The 23,285-nt window shown below is 28.8% G+C and carries 19 protein-coding genes; 10 read left to right on the forward strand and 9 right to left on the reverse strand.

The window, feature by feature from the left end:
- Positions 1-74: 74 nt before the first annotated feature.
- The 4 genes from CLFE_RS21840 (at position 75) to CLFE_RS21855 (ending at position 4,829) form a co-directional block, all read left to right on the forward strand.
- A complete protein-coding gene (locus CLFE_RS21840; protein ID WP_077894471.1) occupies positions 75-1,067 on the forward strand; it encodes an ABC transporter ATP-binding protein in 993 nt (330 codons plus the stop codon).
- Positions 1,039-2,043: an ABC transporter substrate-binding protein gene (locus CLFE_RS21845; RefSeq protein ID WP_077894472.1), complete on the forward strand. Its 1,005-nt coding sequence runs from the start codon at positions 1,039-1,041 to the stop codon at positions 2,041-2,043. Before CLFE_RS21840 ends, CLFE_RS21845 begins: the two co-directional genes overlap by 29 nt.
- Positions 2,044-2,057: 14 nt before the next feature.
- The gene (locus tag CLFE_RS21850) at positions 2,058-3,722 is read left to right on the forward strand and encodes an ABC transporter permease (RefSeq protein WP_077894473.1); all 1,665 of its coding nucleotides are present in this window, start codon (positions 2,058-2,060) and stop codon (positions 3,720-3,722) included.
- 291 nt (positions 3,723-4,013) lie between these two features.
- Positions 4,014-4,829: a hypothetical protein gene (locus CLFE_RS21855; protein ID WP_077894474.1), complete on the forward strand. Its 816-nt coding sequence runs from the start codon at positions 4,014-4,016 to the stop codon at positions 4,827-4,829.
- Between the two features lie 57 nt (positions 4,830-4,886).
- On the opposite strand, the gene CLFE_RS21860 is transcribed toward CLFE_RS21855, so the two are convergent.
- The 7 genes from CLFE_RS21860 to CLFE_RS21890 form a co-directional block, all read right to left on the reverse strand.
- Entirely contained in the window at positions 4,887-5,939 is a 1,053-nt protein-coding gene (locus tag CLFE_RS21860) for a metallophosphoesterase (RefSeq protein ID WP_077894475.1), read from the reverse strand.
- A 49-nt stretch (positions 5,940-5,988) separates the two neighbouring features.
- Positions 5,989-7,374: a radical SAM/SPASM domain-containing protein gene (locus tag CLFE_RS21865; RefSeq protein WP_077894476.1), complete on the reverse strand. Its 1,386-nt coding sequence runs from the start codon at positions 7,372-7,374 to the stop codon at positions 5,989-5,991.
- A 2-nt stretch (positions 7,375-7,376) separates the two neighbouring features.
- Positions 7,377-8,759 carry a radical SAM/SPASM domain-containing protein gene (locus CLFE_RS21870; protein ID WP_077894477.1) on the reverse strand — a complete coding sequence of 461 codons (1,383 nt, stop codon included), beginning with the start codon at positions 8,757-8,759 and terminating at the stop codon, positions 7,377-7,379.
- 123 nt (positions 8,760-8,882) lie between these two features.
- Positions 8,883-9,089, reverse strand: coding sequence for a hypothetical protein (locus tag CLFE_RS21875; protein ID WP_077850668.1), 207 nt, complete (start codon positions 9,087-9,089; stop codon positions 8,883-8,885).
- A 35-nt stretch (positions 9,090-9,124) separates the two neighbouring features.
- Complete coding sequence (locus CLFE_RS21880; protein WP_077894478.1) at positions 9,125-10,363, reverse strand: S8 family peptidase; 1,239 nt, start codon at positions 10,361-10,363, stop codon at positions 9,125-9,127.
- A 357-nt stretch (positions 10,364-10,720) separates the two neighbouring features.
- Entirely contained in the window at positions 10,721-11,038 is a 318-nt protein-coding gene (locus CLFE_RS21885; protein ID WP_077894479.1) for an ATP-binding protein, read from the reverse strand.
- 92 nt (positions 11,039-11,130) lie between these two features.
- On the reverse strand, positions 11,131-11,619 hold the full coding sequence (locus CLFE_RS21890) for a hypothetical protein (RefSeq protein WP_077894480.1): 489 nt from the start codon (positions 11,617-11,619) through the stop codon (positions 11,131-11,133).
- A gap of 202 nt (positions 11,620-11,821) precedes the next feature.
- Here CLFE_RS21890 and CLFE_RS21895 point away from each other — a divergent pair, with 202 nt between their 5' ends.
- From CLFE_RS21895 to CLFE_RS21910, 4 genes are read left to right on the forward strand one after another with little or no spacing between them, the layout of a single operon-like run.
- Positions 11,822-12,916 (forward strand): helix-turn-helix domain-containing protein, encoded by a 1,095-nt coding sequence (locus tag CLFE_RS21895; RefSeq protein ID WP_077894481.1) that lies wholly within the window; start codon positions 11,822-11,824, stop codon positions 12,914-12,916.
- A gap of 17 nt (positions 12,917-12,933) precedes the next feature.
- Entirely contained in the window at positions 12,934-13,134 is a 201-nt protein-coding gene (locus tag CLFE_RS21900) for a PLD nuclease N-terminal domain-containing protein (RefSeq protein WP_077850675.1), read from the forward strand.
- Positions 13,134-14,051 carry an ABC transporter ATP-binding protein gene (locus CLFE_RS21905; protein WP_077894482.1) on the forward strand — a complete coding sequence of 306 codons (918 nt, stop codon included), beginning with the start codon at positions 13,134-13,136 and terminating at the stop codon, positions 14,049-14,051. Before CLFE_RS21900 ends, CLFE_RS21905 begins: the two co-directional genes overlap by 1 nt.
- The gene (locus CLFE_RS21910) at positions 14,048-14,812 is read left to right on the forward strand and encodes an ABC transporter permease (RefSeq protein ID WP_139356196.1); all 765 of its coding nucleotides are present in this window, start codon (positions 14,048-14,050) and stop codon (positions 14,810-14,812) included. The genes CLFE_RS21905 and CLFE_RS21910 overlap by 4 nt, the downstream gene beginning before the upstream one ends.
- A 42-nt stretch (positions 14,813-14,854) precedes the next feature.
- On the opposite strand, the gene CLFE_RS21915 is transcribed toward CLFE_RS21910, so the two are convergent.
- The gene (locus CLFE_RS21915) at positions 14,855-15,565 is read right to left on the reverse strand and encodes a protein-methionine-sulfoxide reductase heme-binding subunit MsrQ (protein ID WP_077894484.1); all 711 of its coding nucleotides are present in this window, start codon (positions 15,563-15,565) and stop codon (positions 14,855-14,857) included.
- A 302-nt stretch (positions 15,566-15,867) separates the two neighbouring features.
- Here CLFE_RS21915 and CLFE_RS21920 point away from each other — a divergent pair, with 302 nt between their 5' ends.
- Together CLFE_RS21920 and CLFE_RS24330 are read left to right on the forward strand one after the other, a co-directional pair.
- A complete protein-coding gene (locus CLFE_RS21920; protein WP_077894485.1) occupies positions 15,868-17,163 on the forward strand; it encodes a helix-turn-helix domain-containing protein in 1,296 nt (431 codons plus the stop codon).
- Between the two features lie 40 nt (positions 17,164-17,203).
- Positions 17,204-17,332, forward strand: a complete 129-nt coding sequence (locus CLFE_RS24330; protein ID WP_284738945.1) for a hypothetical protein — start codon at positions 17,204-17,206, stop codon at positions 17,330-17,332.
- Positions 17,333-17,627: 295 nt separating this feature from the next.
- On the opposite strand, the gene CLFE_RS21925 is transcribed toward CLFE_RS24330, so the two are convergent.
- Entirely contained in the window at positions 17,628-23,153 is a 5,526-nt protein-coding gene (locus CLFE_RS21925; RefSeq protein WP_077894486.1) for a DUF3320 domain-containing protein, read from the reverse strand.
- Between the last annotated feature and the right edge of the window lie 132 nt (positions 23,154-23,285).

The following is a 23,285-nucleotide window of genomic DNA, read 5'->3' on the forward strand; positions in this document are numbered from 1 at the left end:
CACCACCTTTACATAAACTCAATATTAGTACAAAGAACAAAGGGTATCATTTACCTTGAGGAGTGAAACAAACAATGAATATATTAATTAAAGGTGTTGAGAAATCATATAAACAAAATAAAGTTTTAGATTGTATAAATATAAGCTTTAAAACTGGAGAATTTACTACTCTTTTAGGTCCTTCTGGCTGTGGGAAGACCACTTTACTTAGAATTATAGCAGGTCTAGAAACTCCAACCCATGGAGAAATATATTTTGACAATAAGTGTATATTTTCAGATATAAAAAAAATAAATGTCCCTTCAAATAAAAGAAACTTAAGTATGGTATTTCAAGATTTTGCACTGTGGCCACATATGACCGTATGGGAAAATATAAGTTTTCCACTACTTGCAGCTGGTAATAAAAAAAATCTATCTTCTAAGGTATCTTCTGCTATAAAAACGGTTAAACTTGAAAATTTAGAAAAAAGATATCCTCATGAACTTTCAGGTGGACAGCAGCAGAGAGTAGCACTTGCAAGAGCTATAGTTAATAATCCAAAGGTTATTTTATTTGATGAACCCTTAAGTGCTTTAGATGCCAAATTAAAAGAAGAAATGAAACCTCAATTAGTAGAACTCATCAAAAAATTAAAGGTAACAGTAATTTACGTTACTCATGATCAAGTTGAAGCAATGTCAATGTCTGATAAAGTTATTGTAATGAACAAAGGATACATACTACAAAATTCATCTCCAGAAAATATCTATAAAGCTCCTATAAATAAATTTGTAGCACAATTCATTGGTAAATCAAACTTTCTTAATTCTGGTGTTATACGTCCTGAAAATGTAAGTTTAGTAAACCTTGAAAACAGCACCAAATATACAGGTTTAATAAAAAGCATATTTTACATGGGAAGTTTTTATGAGCTTACTATTGATATTAAGAGTATTGGACTATGGAAAGTATATTCAAAACAAAGAAAAAACATAGGTGAAAAAATTAATGTTTATATACGTAATTCTGATATTCATATTTTAGGGGGAACGAAAAATGTTAAAATTAAACAAGAAAATTATTAGCTCTTTACTCTTAATTTGCACTGCCCTTTCTTTTATGCCTGGTTGTAGTAAAGTAACTGCTTCTAATCCAAAGGAAGTTGTCATTTATAGTGCAGGACCTGACAACCTAATAAAGAAAATAACAAAAAACTTCACTAAAAAAACAGGGATAAAGGTCAAGCTTTTTAACAGTACTACAGGAAAAATAATGAGTAGGCTTAAAGCTGAAAAGTCAAATCCTGAGGCTGATGTAGCAATTTTGGCTTCACTTTCTTCTGCTATAGGTCTTAAAAAAGACGGCATGACTGAACCTTATAGTAATGCTAAAAATGCAGATAAGCTTTTTACCAACTGGAAAGATAAAGATAATAACTATTTTGCTTATAGTGGCTCTGCTTTGGCACTAGTTTACAACACAAAGCTTGTTAAAAATCCACCTAAAGATTGGGACGACTTAACATCTACTACTTATAGAAACAAGATAAATATTTCAGATCCTAGTCAATCTGGTTCCTGTCTTGATTTTATAAGTGGATATGTAAATATAAATGGTGAAAAAGCTTGGAAATATTTTAAAACAATAAAAAACAATGGAGCTGAAATGGCAGGTGCAAACAATGAAGCTTTAACCCCTGTAATTACTGGAGAGAAAAGTATCGTTCTTGCAGGTGTTGATTATATGACTTATCAGAAAAAAAACAAGGGAGAACCAGTTGATTTAATTTATCCTTCAAGTGGAACAGTAATAAGCCCAAGGCCTGCTCTTATATTAAAGGGTTCTAAAGATAAAGAAAACGCCGAGAGGTTTATAGATTACCTTCTATCTGACGAAGCCCAAAAAACAGTTTCTGATGAATACCTTCTTCCTGGCAGAAAAGACATAGCACCTGAAGGTAAACCAACTGCAAATGATATCAAGTCACTTAATGTTGATTGGCAGTGGACTGCTAAAAACAATAAAGCTATAAGCAATAAATTTATTGAAATGTTTAAGTAAGCTGGTGATATGAATTGAAAAATTTTCTTAATAATAATAGCCGAAAAATTACAGTAATTATCTCTTTGATATTCCTTACATTATTCATAGTACTTCCTCTTGTAGTTATATCCACCTACAATTTATATAGTAATGAAGCTTCAAGCTTTAAAACCCTTTTTACAAAAGATATAGCTCATATATATTTTAATACTTTAAAGCTTGGAATTTTAGTAATTTTAGTATCAAGCGTGATCTCTTTTCCTCTAGCTTTTATAAATGTGAAAACAAATTTACGTTTTAAAGTTTCAATTGATATACTAAGTTTTATTCCCGTTATGATTCCACCTTATATTGAATCTATGGGGTGGATTTTATTTCTACAAAAAAAGGGCTACCTTGATACTCTTTGTCCAGCTTTATCCTTTTTAAGGAACTACTTTTTCTCGTTAACAGGCTTAGTTATTATTATGAGTCTTCATGTTTTTCCTTTTATGTATCTAGGTTTAAAAAACACCCTACTAAAAGTAAGTTCAAACTTAGAAGATGCAGCCTTTGTACATGGTTCCAGTTTATTTTTCACCCTTAGAAAAATAATATTTCCACTACTACTTTCAAGTTATATGGTGGGAGCACTTTTAATATTTTTAAGAACCGTTTCTGAATTTGGAGCACCTGCAACCTTTGGTAGAAAAATTGGATACTATGTTTTGACAACAGAAATTTATAAGTATGTTTCAGATTGGCCTATAGACTTTGGAAAAGCCTCTACACTTTCATTACTTCTTACTCTAAGTTGCCTTATACTGTGGTTTTTTCAAAATCATATTTCTTTAAAACATTCTTATTTATTAATTGGTGGCAAAAGCTCTAAAAAAAATTTACATAACTTAAATATTTTCGCTAAGGTAATTTTATATATGTATATTTTTTTAGTATTTACTTTGGCAATATTAGTTCCAATTATATCTATATTTTTTACCTCCATAATAAAAGTACAAGGCTATGGACTTTCTTGTAGAAACTTTACTTTAATTAACTATATTAATATATTTTCTTCTGGTTCTGATGGTTTCAATGCTTTAATAAACACCTTTAAAATATCTATTTTAGCTAGCATTTTAACCACAATTATTGGAACCTTTTACGGTCTTATTATAGGTAAATACAAAAAAGGATTATTATATAAATTAACTGCTATCTTTAGCATACTTCCAAATACCGTTCCTGGCATTGTAATAATCATTGGATTAATTTTAGTCTTTAACAGTAAATATATGCCTCTTCCTATATACAATACTTATGGCATGGTTATATTAACTTATGTAGTTCTATTTCTACCTTATACGGTGGAATATGTATCTAATTCCTATTCTCAAATAAATTCTAATCTTGAAGAAGCTGCGAATCTATTTGGGTCAAAGTATCTATTTATGCTAAAAAAAATAATAATTCCTTTGAATTCAAAGGCAATATTTTCTGGATTCATAATGACTTTTATCGTCTCTGTGCGTGAATTAGTTGCTCCTTTGATGATTTTACCTCCATCCATGCAAAATTCAGCCTCTTTTATATACTCACAATTTGAACAAGGAAGCGAGGGTGCTGGCATGGCTATGGCTTTGGTATCAATAATAATTACAGCTATTCTCTTAATAATTTTAAATATGCTTTCAGGAGTAAAAAAGGAGAGAACTTAAATGGATCTTGCTATTTTAGCTGGTATACATGGCAATATGGAAACACTGATTTGTGGTTATAAAAAAACAGTTCTCTTTATAAAACCTCCAGTTGAAGTATGAAAGATATTGAGATATTTTATAATAAATAATCTCACTGAAGAAAGTATTAATTTCATTTTTAAAAAACTCTGTAAAAAAACAATTGAAATAAACGTAATAAAAATACTTCAAAAACAAATAACTTTCTAAATTTAGAAGACTATAAAAAAATTAATTATAAATGAAAAAACTTAAAAGGAAGGTGTCTTTATGAAAAATATATTTAAATTTATATCATTGGCTGGTTTAATGTTTACTCTTTCTTCTGTTAGTGTAAATGCTGCTAATTTAGCAAATCCAAACTATGAAGTAAAATTCATGGTAGACTCAAGTAAAATTTTAAATTCTGATGGTTCACTAAAATCTAACGCAATTTCTGATTTTGACATTACCTCTTCTAAGAATCTAAATGTACAATACCTTGATACTGATAATCTTGATTTAAATAAAAATGGATGGATTGTGCGTTTTAGAAAATTTAATGATGATACTTCAACTGAACTAACCTACAAAAAAAGATATTCTATTACAAATGGTGATATAAAATCTGCTCTTAAAACTGCTGCAAATGATGGTTTTGATGCTAATGAGGATAACTACTCCCCTCAAGTAGATTGGGGATATTCAAATGAATCTCTAAGTTTTTCTAATAATAAATATTTTTCTCTTGACGATTACTCAGGACTAGAGCTTCCTAACACATCTGATTCAATTGATGAAGCTATAGAAAACATTCCCGGAAAATTAAGTAAATTTATATATAAAGGATGGGCTCAAAATTATTTGAATTCCTCAACTCTTCATGGTCCTTACCTTGGTACTAGATATATAGGTAGTTTTAATGGTCTAAAAATAGAATTAGAAATTTATAATGTACGCGGGACAAGTATATCTGAAATATCCTTTAAAGAAGATGATTATTCTAACGCCTCGCAGGATAGGCAAGCTTTGATGAACACTTTGGATTCCAAAGGAATATTAATTAAATCAGATGACACTAAAACAGGTATAATGCTTGGTGACTGATAGTTTTAAAACAGGGTTAGCTTATGAAATTATTTAAGCTAACCCTTTTAATTTAACTTATACAATACATTGATTATAATTTATTATACTTGTATCTGGATAATTCACCTTTTTTATTGTTACTGTATAACTAGAGCTGTTTTGATCTACTTCAACAAATGTCATCATCATATTTCCATCTGATACATCTGGAACTGCGGGACACATAAACCCTGAATTTACATAAACTGAATTTAAATGTTGTTGCATTGTAGGCACATGAGTATGTCCCATTACTACGACTTTATTTTTAACCCCATTATAACTATCATTACATAAGTTTGCACCATAATTGTCCAAGCAATTATTTAAATCAACTGTAAGTAGCTTAGTAACATCCTCCCAACTTGTTACCAAATCCGGATAAAGGTTCAAAACATCTGACCTCTTTATTGATGTTCCATCAGGCATGGTAAATACTATTTTATAAAAGTCGTTATCAAAAATTATTGTCCAAAAGTCATTAGCGCTAGGATTCCCTTGATTTTGAAGCTCAGAAGAATTTGATTTTCCAGCTTTTTTTAGTTGCTTTTCGCACCACCAAGCTGCTATCCTAGAAATAAAATAACCTATAGGTAATGGCTTATATTTATCAGTTTTTCCACTATAAGGCTTACAAAGTGTATCATAATAATGTCCATGTTCTGCATAAATACCATTCTTCCCATAAATTCTATCTGTACAAATTACCTGCTTATTTTTACTACTTAGAGGCGCAAAGTATTTATTTACTTGATTAAAATCAATATTCATATCGTGATTTCCATGTACATAATATAGGTTCCCTTGAATACTATCCATACACGTTATAAAATCACCATCACTTTGTTTAGTAAATACATTTAGATTGTTATTTATAATGTTATTTAAAGTAGCTGAAATTTGAGGTTGTGGTGTATACATCCATAAATCAAACCAATCTCCAAGTATAACAACATCTTGTATATCCTCTGCATTAGATTGTACATATTGTAATATTGCTTTAAGATACTTTTCATGTACAGACTTTTGATACCAGTTCTCTGGAGTATTTTGCCCTATATGAGTGTCACTAATAAAAATAGTTTTCAAATCTATTCCCCCACAAAAATAATTATATATAATAAAGGCTTTTGTTTACTTAAACTCCACCTTTATATGCATTATTTAAAATATTGGCCTTAAAACACCTAGGATCAACAGAGTATGGATTTTCAGAATAAATCAAAGAACTCATGAAGCAACCTGTCCTACATCCATCTAAATATTCACAACTTTTACAGGGTTCTTGTACTAATTTCATATTTACTTTAGAAATATTATCTGGCAGCTCAGAATTCCATATATTTTTTATGCTTGTTGCTTTTATATTACCTAATACAAAATTCGAATTATTTCCTAGTGCCTCACAAAGTGTAACATTTCCGTTAGATAGTATTGTAAGCTTAGTTTTTATTCCTCCACATTTTACAATATCTGATTCTTCACTCCAACACATGCTTTCAAAAGATGGTTCTAATACTTTGATTTTTCTTTTTTTAGAATTAACTACTTCATGTAAAGCTTCTAAGTCTTCTAGCGAAGGCATAAGTTCACTTCCTGTACGAGCTATATGTGTAAGTATGAATGGTGCCAAATGCACACAATCCACTCCATTTTCATCACAAAAATCTAATAATTCTTCAACATATTTTATATTATTAGGCATCAATACCATCTTTAGCCTGATATAAATATTGTTCTTTTTCAAAGACCTTATTGCAGCTTTTACCTTAGGAAAATTCCCCTTTACACCCACTATACTGTCATACAATTTTTCATTGGCTGCTGACATACTTAAATGTACAAAATCCACTCCTAATTCTAAAAGTTGTTTTGCAGTATCTTCCGATAAAAGCGTCCCATTAGTTGAAATAATTGGATACATCCCTTTGTTCTTAGTTCGCTCTACTAACTTTATAAAATCAGGATACATAAGAGGCTCTCCACCCGAAAAATTTATTACTTCAACCCCTAATTCAGCCGCCTCATCAATCACCTTAAGCAAATCGCTAATAGACAGCTCATTTTTCAATCTGTATCCTGAACTATTACAGCAATAAATGCATTTATGATTACATAAATATGAAAGTGATAGCAAAAGTTCCTCCGGTGTTTCATATCTTAGAGGACTATAATTCCACTTTTGAGGTATCTTTTTAAATATTCTCATTGGATTACACAACAAATTGGTCTTAATTTCATGAGAATAAAATTTTATATGTGAAGCATATTCTTTTATAACATCATTTATACATTCTCTAGACTTTTCAAAATCGATGTTAAATGTACCCGAAAATATTTGTATAATGGTTTGTAAATCATACTTTCCAGTAAATAGTTCCCAAATAAGTGCCTTCTGATTAGATATAGGTTCAGATCCACCATCTCTAAAATTAGATATTATATTATAATCATTCATAATGTGTACTCTAATATAATTAGCTCTTACTGGGTATACATTTAATGTTTCAATTTCAGTTCCCATGATTATATCCCCTCATAAGCTGCTTTTATGTAAGGATTATTGGGGATATTACCTTTCCAGCATCTCGGATCTACGGAATATGGATTTTTACTAACAAATAGAGATAAAGCAAAACAACCAGTGTGACATCCACTTAAAAACTCGCAGGTTTTACAAGGCTCCTCTATGTCATCTTTTTTGGGATTTAAAATGTCATTAACGTTTTTTGAATTCCATATTTCCTCAAGAGTATTTTTTCTAACATTTCCTGCTGTCATTTCTGGAATTCCAACAAGCTTTTCACATACACTTATATCACCATTAGGCAGAATGTTAAGAGATTGTCTAAAAGCCCCACAAACTATAAGATCCTCTTTACTAGTCCAACACCTAGGAATTGTAACTGCAACAAGTTCCATTTTTCCCTTAAGCTCTTTTGCTTTTACTTCAACCAATTTTGCCAATTCAATTTCTTGTTCACGTGTCATAAAAAGATTTGTATTTCCTCTTCCAGCATTACTAAGATCAAATCTGTCAAGCACTAATCTTTTTACTCCTAAATTACCACACAAATCGATAAGATCACTTACATTACTATAATTTATAGGGGTGAGTACTGATTTTATATAAACATCTATACCCGCCTCTCTTAATAGCTTAATAGAATTAATTACCTTATGATGTGTATTTTTAACTGCTGACATTTTATCATGAACCTCTGATGATGCTGCATCAAGGCTAAATTGAATACATGTTAATCCTATTTCCTTAAAACGCCTAACCGAATCTTCATCTATAAGGCTTCCATTTGTACAAGTGTATACAGCCATACCGCAATCAGTAAGATATTTTAGAATATCAAAAAATCCAGGATGCAGCATAGGTTCTCCACCACTTACAGTACATTTTACTACTCCTAATTTTCGTGCCTGCTCTATTACATTTATCCATTCTTTAGTATTTAATTCCACTTCCTTTGTCTCACCCGAACTATTAAAACAGTATATGCATCTAAAATTACATTTGTGTGTTAAAATTATTGTCATTTCGCCAGGACTTTCAAATCTCAATTGAGATGAAGAATTGTCTTTTTTTAAATCATATAGAAATGTTTTAGGGTTATATCTATGAGCATTATATGAAATTTCATCATTACATATAATGTATTTTTCAAGTTTATTCAAAACAGTATCAAAAGCATTATTAGTTTCCATTCTAAATACTGATGAAAATATATGCCTCAAATTTTCAAGAGTATATTCACCTGTACATAGTGACAATGCAAAAGCTTCAAATGGATGTATTAAAAGTCCATCATCTGCAACTAAATCTACAATCCAGCATGCCGAAGTCATTTTTTTTATTCTTACTGTATTTTTTAATATAGGGTAACAGTCTTTTTTCATATTTCCCTCCTAAATTCTTTTAAGTATGAATGATATAATCTTTAAAATAAAATGTTTGACAGCAAAAGCTGTCAAACACAGTACACAAAACATATAAAAGGTATGTTTTGTGTAATAAATTAGTTACATTAAAGGAGAAACTTTAATGCATGCATTTTGACATGGTGGTATAGCACTAACACCAGTACATGTACCACAGCAGCTCATAAGTCCACTAGGATTTTCAACTATGTGTTTTACAACTTCAGGTGAATTTGAATTTTTTAATGTATCTAATTCATCTGCAGCAGCACGTAAATTTTTTACTAATTCGTCTATATTTTGGCTCATATTTCTCACCTCCTATATATTGCTGAAAGAATAAATCAACTTTTTTTAGCTAATTCTATAGCTTTAGCTAAATCTAAAACTCCACGGCCTTGAAAATTAGGATCTCTTTTTAAATCCTTACAAGAATCCATAATTATATTTTTCACTTCCATTGGATTACCAATTAAATTAGGGTAAGCCTTTATAAGTTGAGCTGCTGCACCAGAAACAAATGGTGTTGCAGCACTTGTGCCACTTGCCGTAGTGTAAATATTATTGGGAGCAGTTGAACTCACTTCTTCACCGGGCGCAACTAAATCTGGTTTTATCCTACCATCACCAGTAGGCCCTTTAGATGAAAAAGAAGAAACTCCATATAATTCAGGTTCTGTTTTATGAGTTGATCCTACTGTTATTACTTTTTCAGCGTTACCTGGATCAGTTACAGAAATCATCTCAAAATTCGCCCACACCTGAGTACTATTATCTCCTGGAACTTCAAATGCTTGGGCACCATAATTTCCTGCCGCAACACATACAATTACTCCTGATTCAACTAATCTATTTGCTTCTTCACAAATTGGACTATGCCCTGTATTAAATTCTTTTACATTTATCTCATTTGATATTCCTAAACTCAAATTTGCCCCTTGAATAACTAATTTATTTGCTTTTTTATTTATATTTCTTATTTGTTCCATGGCCTTTATACAAATGCTGACCCAATTAGAAGAATTTTTGCCATATACCTTAAAATTATATAACTGACATTTAGGTGCTACTCCTGAAAATTTATTACTAGGATCCCAGCCTGCAATTATTCCAGCTACATACGTTCCATGAGCTCCTATAGGACCTTCCCCTGTTAAATCAACATCTACTACCTTTGAATATTTAAGTGCATTATGATTTTTATCAATTCCATCATCTAACACTGCCCATGTTATGTCATTGCAAAAATCAGCTCCACCATATAAAAAACTAGGCTCGTTTATAGTTTTTAAAACCTCATAATCCATCTTCTCTACTTTTCTATCAAGCCATACGTTTTTTACTTCTGGAATATGCTCTAACAACTCTAATTGGTTATTTGTAAGCTTTGCGAAAACAAAATATTCAGTATTTTCAATCAAGTTCAAATCTACACTCGGAAGTTTCTTTATTGCCACAACTAAATCTTTAATAGTATAATCCTCAGCCAAACTAATAATAACTTTATGCAAAGCCTTATCTTCTCTTTTATTATTACTTAAATGAACCTTAACCTCGTTGGTGATCTTGGTTTTATTAATCATTATATTTCCTGCCTTTTTAAATAATATTAAATACAATTAACAAATCTGTAAATAAATTAAAGATCAAAAGTACTACACGACCATAATACTATAATATTTTCAAAGTTATTCCTACTTTTTAATTTTTATACTAACTTTTTTTAAAAAGCTGTTACAATGTGGTTCATTAATTACCACGATTAATAATATGAGCGAAAATTATTATTATGCAAAAAATAATTAAAAATAATTAAAATAATTTATGAATTCTTGAGAATGTTTTTTAAATCCCCTAGTATTCCTGTAGTATTATGAGGTTATTAAGAAATTTTAATTTTGAATGCATAAAAAAAATAGCTTAACCTAGTTAAACTATTTTCACACCGGCAACGATACCTTTATTTGAAGCATATTGCCTTGAATATCTGCACCTACATTTCCTCTCTGTTCTTCAGTGAGTAGCTTTACAATAGATAGTCCAAGTCCAGTACTCTTATGCCTTAAAGAATCTCCCACATAAAATCTGTCAAATATTCTCTCAATATCAATTTCTTTATGATTTTCTAATGGATTTTTAAATATAATAATTGCCATATCCTTTTTAAAAACCTTAACTGTAACATCTCCAGCAGAGTGGGCTATACAATTACGAATTAAGTTTTGTATTATTCTAATGGTCATTTCCTTATCAACCATAGCAAAAACTTGATTTTCATCTTCTATTATACATTTACCTAAATATAAAAATTAGCCTGTCAATTTAAAACAGGCTGATTTTTACAAATAAATTATTTTTTATCTTTTGTCAAAAGTTTATAATTCACATAATAATATACCACCAACATAAACACCGCAAAAAAGTTTGGAATCATCAAATTAACACTTCTAAATACACCTTCATAATGCTGAAGCTGGGTTAAATATATTGCACTAAATACAGATACGCCAACAGCAATAATAGTTATACTGGCAAATAATTTTTTCATTTTTATTGTCATTATAGTTATATAATAAAATATAACGCTATACATCCAAAAATCTGCTACAAAAAAAGCATGAGATAACCTAACATAACTTCTAGACTTGAAATGTACCAAAATAAATATAACTATTACAACAAAAACTATTATAGGTGCAAAACAAACTATTCTTAGCATCCTATCTAATTTATTTTTCACATTAACATTTATTTTGCTATCATGCCTATACAAAACATCTTTAATGAATATTAATAAAAATATCAATGTTAAACTAATTAATAAAAATAAATACGCCATCTATTACTTGCCCCCTTTACAAAAATAAAGCATCATACTTGCTTTAACCATTTTTTAGTATTCATTATATCATCCTTGGTATAATAAAAGCTATAAAAATTAGTTTCCATCCAGTTAATTTTTTTAAGTTTAATTTAACTTTTACTCAATTGAATGTTAACTACTGTACCAATATAATGATTATTGAAAGGTGGTATTGAACATGCGAGATTTAAATATAGGTATTAAAATTTCAAGCAAGCGAAAAGAAAAAAGAATAACTCAAGAGGAACTTGCAGATTTCCTTGGCGTAACAAAGCCAGCTATATCAAAGTGGGAATCAGGTCAAACTTATCCCGATATTACGCTACTTCCCCTTATAGCCTCCTATTTTAACACCACTATAGACGAACTAATAGGTTATGAACCTCAGTTATCAAAGAATGATATAAGACTTCTTTACTCAAGACTTGCAGAAAATTTTTCTTCAAAACCGTTTGAAGAAATCTATGATAAGTGTATTGAGTATCAAAAAAGGTATTATTCTTGTTTTGAACTTCAACTAAATATTGCACTAATTCTTATAAATCATTCATCTCTTGGGCAAAATACAAGTGCTATTATTTCTAAAGCCTCTAATATATTGCAACATGTAATAGACGATAGTGACAATATAACTATAGAAGGAAAGGCTATTTTTCTTCAAAGTTACTGCTTTTTAATCTTAAAAAAACCAGATTCCGTTATAAAAAATCTTAACTATACTGAAAACCTTCATCTAAACCCTGAAATTCTCTTATCAAGTGCCTATCAAATGAAGGGAGATAACAAGAAAGCTATATCCATACTTCAAAATTATATTTATGAATGTATAATTGGAATTGTAAATGCATGCCCTAATCTAATGATGCTTTACTCAACTGAAAGAGAAAAAGCATATAAGTGGGCTGATGCAATAATTAAAATAGAGGACGTATTAAATATTTCGAAAATCAATCCTTCTCCAAATCTTAGTTTGCTAATTACAGCTGCAAATATATCAATGATGAATAATGACACAGATAAAGCTATAGATTTTCTCGAAAAATACGTTGATACTGCTCTTAATCCTAATATGTTTCCTATAAAACTTAAAAGTAACGACTTTTTCGACTCTTTAGATGACCTTTTTAATTCACTTGATTTGGGAACAACCCCTCCAAGGAATGATAAAGTCATAAAAGAAGATATAAAAAAACTGCTAATTGAACCTATTTTTGAACCCTTAAAATCGAATGAAAACTATATTAGATTAGTTAAAAGAATAAATAGAATTTAACACTGGAGGTGTTAAGCATGGAAAATATTTCACAGTATATCCCTTTTTTAATACCCATAGCAATAATCGAAATAGGCCTGGCTCTTGCCGCTGTAATCCACATTTTAAAGCATAGAAGTTTTAAGTTTGGTAACACTGCCCTATGGCTAGTAATAGTTATTGTTTTCGGAATCATAGGTCCAATCTTATACTTTACTTTTGGCAGAGGTGATGATTAATGAATATTTTAGAAATTAAACATTTGTCAAAAAGCTTCGGAAATTTAAACGTATTAGATGATATTAATTTTTCTGTCAAAGAACACTCTGTATTAGGCTTCATAGGAAAAAATGGCGCAGGTAAAACCACTACCATGAATATGATACTTGGTTTTTTAAAACCTACTCTAGGTGAAATTTATGTGTGCAATGAAAAAGTTATTTATGGTAATTCAAAAACCAATAAATATCTAGGGTATCTTCCAGATGTACCTGAGTACTATGGATACATGAATCCTTATGAATATTTAAAATTATGTGGAAAGATTTCTGGAGTAAAAGCTTCCGAAATAAAATCAAAAACAGAAGAGCTTCTAAATCTAGTAGGCCTATACAGCAATAAAAGAAAAATACGAGGTTTTTCAAGAGGTATGAAGCAACGACTTGGTATAGCTCAAGCTCTAATTAATAATCCAAAGCTTTTAATCTTAGATGAGCCTACTTCGGCCTTAGATCCCAGCGGAAGAAAGGAATTTATGGATATACTTTTAAATATAAAAAATAAAACAACAATCATATTCTCTACTCATATACTTTCAGACGTAGAGAGAATAGCTGATAGTATAGGGGTTTTAGACCACGGCAAACTGGTTCTACAAGGTAATTTATCTAATATAAAAAGCAGATACAGACATGATACTATTCTTATAGAAACAATCGATGAAAATTCTTTAAACTTACTTCAAGAAAAACTAAAAAACTTTCCTTCTATATATGACATAAAAGCGAAAGATAACTCACTTATCTTAAATGTAAATAATGTAGCTGCTACTGGCACTCAAATTATAGATTTAGTATCTAAAGAACAAATAGTATTACTAAAATATGAGGTTATGGAACCATCCTTAGAAAATGTATTTCTGGAGGTAACAAAATGAAAAATTTTATTTGTTTCACGCAAAAAGAACTTATAGAATACTTTAGAACCTATAAGTTTTTAATATTACTTTCTGTTTTCTTATTCTTTGGTATGATAAGCTCCCTTTCTGCAAAGCTTCTTCCAGATATCATATCAAATCTAAGTACCTCTTCAATAAAGATTTCAATGCCTAAACCCACAAGCATAGACGCCTACACTCAATTTTTTAAAAATCTCTCTCAGATGGGGCTTATAATTGTAATCCTAATTTTCGGAAACACGCTATCTTCTGAATTATCAAGAGGAACTTTAGTAAATATGCTTTCAAAAGGGCTTTTAAGACGTACTGTTATTTTATCAAAATACACAGCTGCACTTGCACTTTGGACTATAAGCTACACCCTTTCTGCACTTTTAAACTACGGCTATACTATTTATCTATTTGATAACAAACCGATAAAGAATCTGTTTCCTTCTCTTTTCTTTTTATGGTTATTTGGCAGCTTTTTAATATCCATAATAATTTTTTGTAACACAATAAGTACTGGAAGTTATCCTCCAATTTTATTATGTACTATTTTTTTAGGCATTCTCATTATAATAAATGTAATTCCTAAAGCAAAAAGCTTCAATCCCATTTCACTTTCTTCTAATAATGTTGAACTTCTAAAAGGATCTTTAAAATTAAGCACACTAAACTCTGCTTCTATAGTATGTGTTTTAGCCACCTTATTTCTTTTAACTGCATCTATTTTTATATTTAATAGAAGGAAGCTGTAAACTATCCACAGCTTCTTATTTTTTATCCTTAATTTATCCACATTACGTGTGCATACTCTGGATATTACTCTTCCTAACTTTAATATTTCTCTGCTTTATAATTTTCATTACAGTATATATGGCAAAAATAACAGTATACGAAGTTACTTTTATATTATCAATTCTACCATTAAGTAATACTAACATAATATGTACGTATATCAATAAATAAAATACATACGACAATCTATGAAGCTTCTTCCATTTAGATCCTTTAAGTTTTCTTTTTGCAAACTTAAAGGATGTTATAAATAAAGGAATCATAATGATAAAAGCAACTATTCCAATTAATATATAAGCTAAATATAGTGGTGAATTCATTTTACCCTGGAGTATTTTAGGGAGCTTCAAAATTAAAAATCTAACAAAATATACGATTCCGTGAGGTAATATTAATATAGAAGCTATAATAGAAAGTTCTGTTCTTACAGTCATTAATTTTCTTCCTACTATCTGTTTTGTACTTAATGCTCCCGCAAACATAACTAAAATAAAAAATGATACACCCACACTACCTGTTATAAAAGCTCTTTCAAAATTTAGCATCAAACCATTAAGCTTAGGGTGTGAAACAATTCTTAATATTTCATAAATACTTACCGCAATTGAAATAACACTAGCAAAAGTATAATATATTTTATAATTCTTCTTAATACTAGCTGTAAATGCAATAGATAAAATTGCCACAAAAATCATTGAATAAACAAAGATCATAGTTTTCCTCCTTTGGGTTCTACTAATTGATATTGAATATCGTTATCAATTATAGGGCAAAAGGAGAATTCTGTCAAGTAACATATGGGACTTGTTTTTAATTTAATTATCGAGATAAAATTTCCTGGTATTCAAAGAGATTTTAACGACAAAGAGGAAAAGCACCCATCTGACCAAAAATAGGGTTTTTCCCCCAATTAACCCGTAATTTAATTTATTCTATTCTTTACATATATTTACTACATTGATATACTATAGTAAGAATATTTTATTACCGTACTTAAAGGAAGTGATACAGCCACATGACCACGAATATACTACCTGTTGGAATTAAGATAAAGAAGTTAAGAGAAAAGTACCAGTTAAACCAAGATGATATAGTAGGTACAGAACTAACACGTAACTTAATTAGTCAGATAGAACATGGAAAAGCCAACTTAACAAAATCCACAGCAGAGCTAATTATCAGAAATACAAAGAAAATACTAAATAGGCGGTCAATTCCGTTAGACCCTAAATATAGTGTTGATTATCTGTTAGAAACAGAGGAGTCACAGGCTAAAACTGTATTGACAGTTTATATAAAGGAATTAAAAGAAGTTAGTGTATATAAAGGTAATAGTAGTTTTGCTGAATGTCTAGAAAAAATTGAAACCCTGTTATCACAATGGGAATTTGGAGATTTAAAAATTGAGGTATGTGAGATAGCAGGAGATTATTACGCAAATAACAATGAATATCTGAAAGCCTATATTTATTACGAAAACGTAAAATACCTTATAGCCTGTCAAACTGATATGAGCAGAGTGATATCTGTTTTTCGTAAATTATCAACTATCTATGTTTACAATGGTAAGTACAAAGAAGGTGTCAATACCTGTAAATATGCTTTAAGTAGATTCAAAATGGACAACGCCTATAAAGCGATATTTATGTTTAACATGAGTATGTATTACAATTATCTGAAAGAATACGAAAAGTCATTGGATGTAATATTAGAATCAGAAAGCCATATAAAACAAGCCTTTCCAGACAGGATTAACGATTTGCTACTACTAAAGGCGTCAAGTCTACATGGTGTAAAACATTATGCAGACGCTTTACGTACTTATACAGAGATACTGAACAATGCTGAAAAGGACGATTATAACCGCCTATGCGTATACTATAATAATATGGCTGAAATATACTGCTCAATGGGAAATACTGATACTGCTAAAAATTATGTACAGACAGTAAATTCGTATTTAGTTAAGGTTTCAGATGACTTCAAATATTTACCCCAAATATATTTAGGTTTGGGCAGGGTTTACATTATGTTAAAAGAGCAGGACAAGGGACTGAAATTGCTGTTAAAGGCATTAGAAACTTCCAAGTCATTCAAATATCACAGTGTTACAAAAGATATAATTAATGAGTTTACTGGTTTTAATAATGAAGTTACTGGCATAGATTTAAAGGAAGAGTTTGTAATACTTACCCAAATTATGGGTTTTATTGATAATAAACTGGTGTATAATATAATGGAATACTTTTCTAGGTTAAATAAAAATGATGAGTTAATTTCCATTTGTAAGTTCTGTAAAAAGATGGCTTAAAGCCACAAATTTGAGTAAAGTGAAAGAGGGGATTTTGTATATGAAGTTTAAAAAGTTTAAGTTAAAAAAGGTAGTTTGTGTGACATTATTAGCTTGTGTTGTTATTGGGTATTTATCTGTGGGAGGACATGCTTCTATTTTAGCTAATTTCCCTGGATTAACTTGGTAAAAAGAGTACCAAGGACAGTGGAATTTTTCCCTGTCCTTTTCCTAATCCTACTTTATACTCTTATCATTCTCTTTGTTAATTAAGTATACGATACATTTCATTTTAATCTAGGAAACTAACATCAATTAAAAATGGAGTGCATCAAAATTTAGTTTTGTAATAGACCTATTTCTTATTTATATAATATCAATTTTCTTTAAAAAATAAATATTGAATTTTAGATTTTTCATAACATGCTAAAACTATACGTTGCCAACTAAATGCTTCTCCTTAAAAGCATCTGTGATAACAGAACTTAGCTTTCATTATTATTTATTATAACTTTATCATCTATGGTTTTTATTCTTTTACTATTAATCAATTCACTATAAGCTACTTTCATTGAATCTATAATTTTTGTCCCTGATCTATTAAATCCGAATACTTTTGCTGTTATGCTAAGTAAATCATTCACCTCAATTCCAAAGCTTCTATCTATAATTGTTATCATTGCCTCCGATAATTCTTCTTTAGCAATATATTGTATTGGTCGTATATTTTCATCCTTTTCAGATGGTATTCTTACACACACATCTTCATTTCCTTTTAACCAACAGAAATCACTCTTCATTTCAATTAAATTATTAAGCATATAGTCAATCGCATTTTTTACACCTTTTTTCACTTTTATTGTAACCTTTTGATTCCCAAAAAGTGCAGCTACCCTTTTACATAATAAATCAAAATGTATAGGATATTCATTATTAACAACATGAACAATAACATCTGATAAATACTTATTATAATTAAAACTTTTTTCAACTTCATAAATATTTGTTTCTTTGTAGAATGTAAATCCAAATGGATTATCCTTTTTCAAATTCTCTTGATCTGTTTCCACTAAATAATCTGAATTATCCGATACTTTTTCATTGTTATTTTTTGACATGTATATATCTTCAAAATTATTATCATATTGAGCTATTGCCTTATCAATTGCTTCAATTAATTTATTCCCTTCTGTAGTTCTATCCTTTACCCAATCAGTAGACCATATTCTATAAATTTTCCATCCTATATTCTCCAAAACAGATTGTCTTAATCTATCACGTTCTCTTGCAGTTCTTGCTGAGTGATATGCTGCACCATCACACTCAATTCCAATTACAAAAATTCCATTCAATGTAGGATGCTTCACTGCTAAATCGATACGATAACCTGAACATCCTACTTGTGTAATTACATTATATCCTTTCATAACTAAAAAATCATATACTGATTCTTCAAAAGGTGATTCTAAACATATACTTTCAGAAACTGTTATTTCATTTTCTAAAGCATTTACACCTTGTATTGCAAACTCCATATAATTTTTTAACATCCTAACACCTTTGGAATTAGTTCTATCCAAATCTATATCTGTAGGCAAAATAGAACCCACTAATTTTATATTATATTTAGCCCTAGTTATTGCAACATTTAATCTTCTATAACCACCATTTCTACTTAATGGTCCAAGATTCATATACATCCTTCCATTTATATCTTTAGCATATCCTATACTAAAAATAATTGTATCTCTCTCATCACCTTGAACATTTTCAAGATTTTTAATAAAAAATGCATCTTCTTTATCTTCATTAAAAAATTCTTCGTATTTAGAATTACTTATCCTTAAATCATTAATTGCAATTTCTATAGCATGTTGTTGTGATTGACTAAAAGTAACCACTCCAAGTGAACGATTTGGGAATTTATTAATATGTTCAAATACCATTTCAGCAACTTTCTTCGCCTCTATAGAATTGCACTTCTTACCATTTCTTTCATATATCCCATCTTTAACATATATATATTCGACACCATTATCTTTCACTTTATCTACATTTGATGGGAAGGTAATTAAATTTCCACCATATATTTTTATATTTGAAAATGCAATAAGATGTTCATGCTTACTTCGATAATGCCATAATAAAGTTCGCTCTGGTAAAGCGCTTAATGCCTCATCTAAGACTGATTCATACGAATTGACATCATCAACATCTTCCTCCTCATCATCAAAATCTTCGTCTGAAATATTGGAATTAAAAAAATTTGTTGGTGGCAGTTGTTCCTTATCTCCTGCAATAATTACTTGCTTTCCTCTATAAATTGCACCTATAGCATCTTCTGTACATACCTGTGAAGCTTCATCAAATATAACCACATCAAAGTTGTATTCATCTGATTCTAAAAACATACTAACAGATAGAGGTGACATCATTAAACATGGTTTTAATGTCAAAATTAGTTCTGGAATACTTTTAAATAAATTTCTTAATGACATAATTTTTCTTTGCTTGTTTGCCTCTCTTTTTAATATTCCAACCTCATCTCTAGAAGAAGTAATTAAATTTGCGTCTGGTAGACTGTTAATTAATCTCTCTTTAATTCTATATTTTGCAATATCAAGTTGCTTTATATCTAACCTTGAGAAATTGCTTATTCTATCTTTTTGAATTCTACTTCTAAATTCAATTATAGCTGGCTTATTAGTTATCGCAGTATCCAACCATAATCTATAAAATCTTTTTAAAAATACTGGTACAATCATATTACTTTTAAATTTAGCATTTTCAATTTTATCAATATATTCTTCTAACCCAATTTCTATACATTTTTCTCGAGAGTTTCTATAATCTATCCACATCTCAAGCAATGCAATATTACTTAAACATAACTCAATTCTTCCTATCAAATCATTTAACTCTGCACCTATTAATTCTTCTTTCTTTTCAAAAAGATTAACAAACCATTGAAAATCAGCTTTTATATCATTATACTTTTCACATAAATTATCATGTTCTTCTCTAACTTTTTCAATAAACTTCTTATTACCACAAACTAATTTATTAAAATTTTCAGGTAATTCAAATTCTATAACTTTCTTTTTAAAATTTTCGAACCATTCTAATTTGTTTAATATTCCAACCCAATCACTATTAATTCCCTGATATAAAAATTCAAATTTATTTTTTATATCGTTCGATTTTTCACTAATTTCTAAACTTATATTTTGAATTTTTATTAGACTTGTCAAATCATTAATAGAATCACTATATTTGATATTTTTTGTGCTATATGTTTTTAATTTATTATATGCCTTCTCCAAAATATTAAAATCACATAAAATCTCTTGCAAAAACTTAACTCCTGAAATAATATCTAATTTATATATTATCTTTTCTGATTGAAGTATCTTTCCTAATTCATCAATATCCTTATTATTGACAATACATTTTTGAAACTTGTTGTATATATTCTCTACTTCCGTCATATTACTATTTATTAAAAGCTTTTTAATTATATCTGGTATTCCTTCATTACCATAATATTCTTTAATCTTTCTATAATCCCCTAATGATTTTTTTAATTCTTCATAATTCGTATATTCTTTTTTGAAATAATTACCAAAGAAAGTAACAAATTTTTGCTCATTATTTTTAAAGTATTCCTTCAAGTCATTAATATCTTTTATTTGATTTAATACTTCTACGCATGTTTTATCATCAATCTTTTTAATAACTTTATTTGAATATGATTTTAATATATTTTTATCATTTCTGTAATTTTTATTTAATTGCTTAAAAAATGATGTATACTTCGTTTTAAATTTTGATAATATTCTTTCAAAATCAATATCAAGTATTTTAATATCATAATTCTTTCTCAATTCTTCAATTTTCTTAGTAAGTTCAAAATATTTATGTTCCATTTCTAAAAATACTTTCTCAATTATTTCAAATTTATCATCTTCAAACCAAACTGGAATTGGTTTTGGATTTAGCATTAAAAGACTTAATAATTCACATTTGGCTCTAATATATTCTATAGTTAAAAATTTACTGTCTACTCCTAATATGTCGGATGTTTTTCTACTTACCTCTTCAACTTCTTCAAAATTATTAATAGTATTCTCTATAATAATTTTTATATTTGAGCACTCATTGATTATTTGATCATCTTTATCTTTATACGTCTCATAATTCAAAAACTTTTTTACGTTATTCAAAAATAATTCTAAATCATCATATGTTTTTTTTGCATCAATTAAAAAATAGCTTTTATCATATTTTTCTTCAATTTCACTTACTAAATCCAAATATTCATTTTTAGTTTTATTTAATTCATGAGCATATTGAGACAATTCTTTTATGTCTGTTTGATTAAACCAATTAAAAGGAACTATAGGCGATTTCATAGAAATTTCCAATATTAAAGATAATTCTTTAATATTAGAGATAGATATTGATATTGGTAATTTATATTTAGCTATAATTTCAAAACAAAAATTATTTATTTCCTTAAGTTTAGGTAACAAATCTTTTAAGTGCTTTTCAATATCATATCTTAGTTCATTTGAAACAATATGAATATTACTATTTCTCCATGGGTTCAATAGTAAATCATCTTTGTTCTCTCTCAATGCTTTCGAAAATTTTTCTAAATAATATTTATACTCATTAAACCTCTCATTATCTATTTCTGCTACATTTTCAATATTAAAAATTACACTTTCAACATCTAATAATCTTGATAAATAACCATTCACTTCATATATGCTCTTCTTAAAAGGTTCACATTTCATATGTAATTCTCTATCATATTCATTTAATTTATCTCTTTCAAATTTTAATGCATCTAGCTCATATAATGCCTCATCTTGCAATTTAACTTTATTTACATTAAGCATTTTAACTAATTGCTTTATTATTTCCTTTTTATTTGCCCTATAACTATGCAGCGTTAAACAAAAATCTCCCAAACCTGCCGCATCTAATCTTTTATAAACTACTTCAATTGCTGCCATTTTTTCTGATACAAACAATATCTTTTTTCCATCTGCCAAAGATTCAGATATTATATTGGTAATTGTTTGACTTTTTCCTGTTCCAGGTGGTCCTTGAAGTACAAAGCTAATACCTTTTTTAGCATATAAAATTGCATCTTGCTGACTTGCATCTGCATCTAATACTTGAAATAATTCTGAAGGTTTTGTTTTATTATCATGATCATAATTATTTAATGAACTGGATGGCTCTAGCAGTTGATTATCCTCACCTGAAATTGCTGTTATTATAGGATTAAGTTCTATCTTATCTCTATTTTTTTCTAAATCCTTATACATATTTATCTTCAAAAAAGATAATAATGATAAACTTGAATTTCTATCTACACTCCAATTATTATTAACAACTATTTCCTCAATAGTTTTAAAATAATTATTTAAATCCCCTTCATCAGTATCAAATTCTGGTAATGCTATTCCAAAATCATTTTCCAATTTAAACGCCAAAGTAGGATTTACAACTATTTCATCATCGTCTAAGCTTAATATAAAAGGTTCTGTTAATGATTCTAAAGTAATCTTTACAGGAATTAATATTATAGGTGATACTAATATTTGAGTTGAATTAAAATTTTCTTTCCAATTAAGAAAGCCTAATGATAAGTATAAAGTATTTATTCCTTGTTCTTCTTTTGCTAACCTTGACTTATTTCTTAGATTTGATAGAGTTTTCTGTTGTTCATATATCGTCTGATTTGTTTCAATATCTCCCTTTACAATACTATTTGTTTCCTCTATATCACTATCCTCTAAATTTTCCATGTAACTAGGCTTACTAAATTTCAACTTTTTTTCTTCTACTACTAGCTCCTTATATAGTTCATCTATACAAGGAGTTACTATTTTTAAAGTAGATCTTTTGTTTTCCTTATAATTAATCAGTTTATTTCTTTTTCCTAAATCAAGCAATTTCTTCTTCCAATTGTCAATTTTAATGTCAAGAACAGACATGATTACTCCTCCCAATTAATAAACATCATATAAAATATACATTTTTTTTGTATTTACACTGAATTTAATAGCAAAGAAAAAAGCACATATATTATATCTATTAAAATTATTGACCTATAATAACTACTTTAT

Origin of the sequence: Clostridium felsineum DSM 794, from assembly GCF_002006355.2 — a bacterium.
Taxonomy (GTDB): Bacteria; Bacillota; Clostridia; order Clostridiales; family Clostridiaceae; genus Clostridium_S; species Clostridium_S felsineum.

What these genes read in the sequence shown, in the direction of transcription:
- CLFE_RS21840 (WP_077894471.1), top strand. Translation starts at nt 75, where the DNA reads ATGAATATATTAATTAAAGGTGTTGAGAAATCATATAAACAAAATAAA.
- CLFE_RS21845 (WP_077894472.1), top strand. Translation starts at nt 1,039, where the DNA reads ATGTTAAAATTAAACAAGAAAATTATTAGCTCTTTACTCTTAATTTGC.
- CLFE_RS21855 (WP_077894474.1), top strand. Translation starts at nt 4,014, where the DNA reads ATGAAAAATATATTTAAATTTATATCATTGGCTGGTTTAATGTTTACT.
- CLFE_RS21865 (WP_077894476.1), bottom strand. Translation starts at nt 7,374, where the DNA reads ATGGGAACTGAAATTGAAACATTAAATGTATACCCAGTAAGAGCTAAT.
- CLFE_RS21870 (WP_077894477.1), bottom strand. Translation starts at nt 8,759, where the DNA reads ATGAAAAAAGACTGTTACCCTATATTAAAAAATACAGTAAGAATAAAA.
- CLFE_RS21875 (WP_077850668.1), bottom strand. Translation starts at nt 9,089, where the DNA reads ATGAGCCAAAATATAGACGAATTAGTAAAAAATTTACGTGCTGCTGCA.
- CLFE_RS21880 (WP_077894478.1), bottom strand. Translation starts at nt 10,363, where the DNA reads ATGATTAATAAAACCAAGATCACCAACGAGGTTAAGGTTCATTTAAGT.
- CLFE_RS21885 (WP_077894479.1), bottom strand. Translation starts at nt 11,038, where the DNA reads ATGGTTGATAAGGAAATGACCATTAGAATAATACAAAACTTAATTCGT.
- CLFE_RS21890 (WP_077894480.1), bottom strand. Translation starts at nt 11,619, where the DNA reads ATGGCGTATTTATTTTTATTAATTAGTTTAACATTGATATTTTTATTA.
- CLFE_RS21895 (WP_077894481.1), top strand. Translation starts at nt 11,822, where the DNA reads ATGCGAGATTTAAATATAGGTATTAAAATTTCAAGCAAGCGAAAAGAA.
- CLFE_RS21900 (WP_077850675.1), top strand. Translation starts at nt 12,934, where the DNA reads ATGGAAAATATTTCACAGTATATCCCTTTTTTAATACCCATAGCAATA.
- CLFE_RS21905 (WP_077894482.1), top strand. Translation starts at nt 13,134, where the DNA reads ATGAATATTTTAGAAATTAAACATTTGTCAAAAAGCTTCGGAAATTTA.
- CLFE_RS21910 (WP_139356196.1), top strand. Translation starts at nt 14,048, where the DNA reads ATGAAAAATTTTATTTGTTTCACGCAAAAAGAACTTATAGAATACTTT.
- CLFE_RS21915 (WP_077894484.1), bottom strand. Translation starts at nt 15,565, where the DNA reads ATGATCTTTGTTTATTCAATGATTTTTGTGGCAATTTTATCTATTGCA.
- CLFE_RS21920 (WP_077894485.1), top strand. Translation starts at nt 15,868, where the DNA reads ATGACCACGAATATACTACCTGTTGGAATTAAGATAAAGAAGTTAAGA.
- CLFE_RS24330 (WP_284738945.1), top strand. Translation starts at nt 17,204, where the DNA reads ATGAAGTTTAAAAAGTTTAAGTTAAAAAAGGTAGTTTGTGTGACATTA.
- CLFE_RS21925 (WP_077894486.1), bottom strand. Translation starts at nt 23,153, where the DNA reads ATGTCTGTTCTTGACATTAAAATTGACAATTGGAAGAAGAAATTGCTT.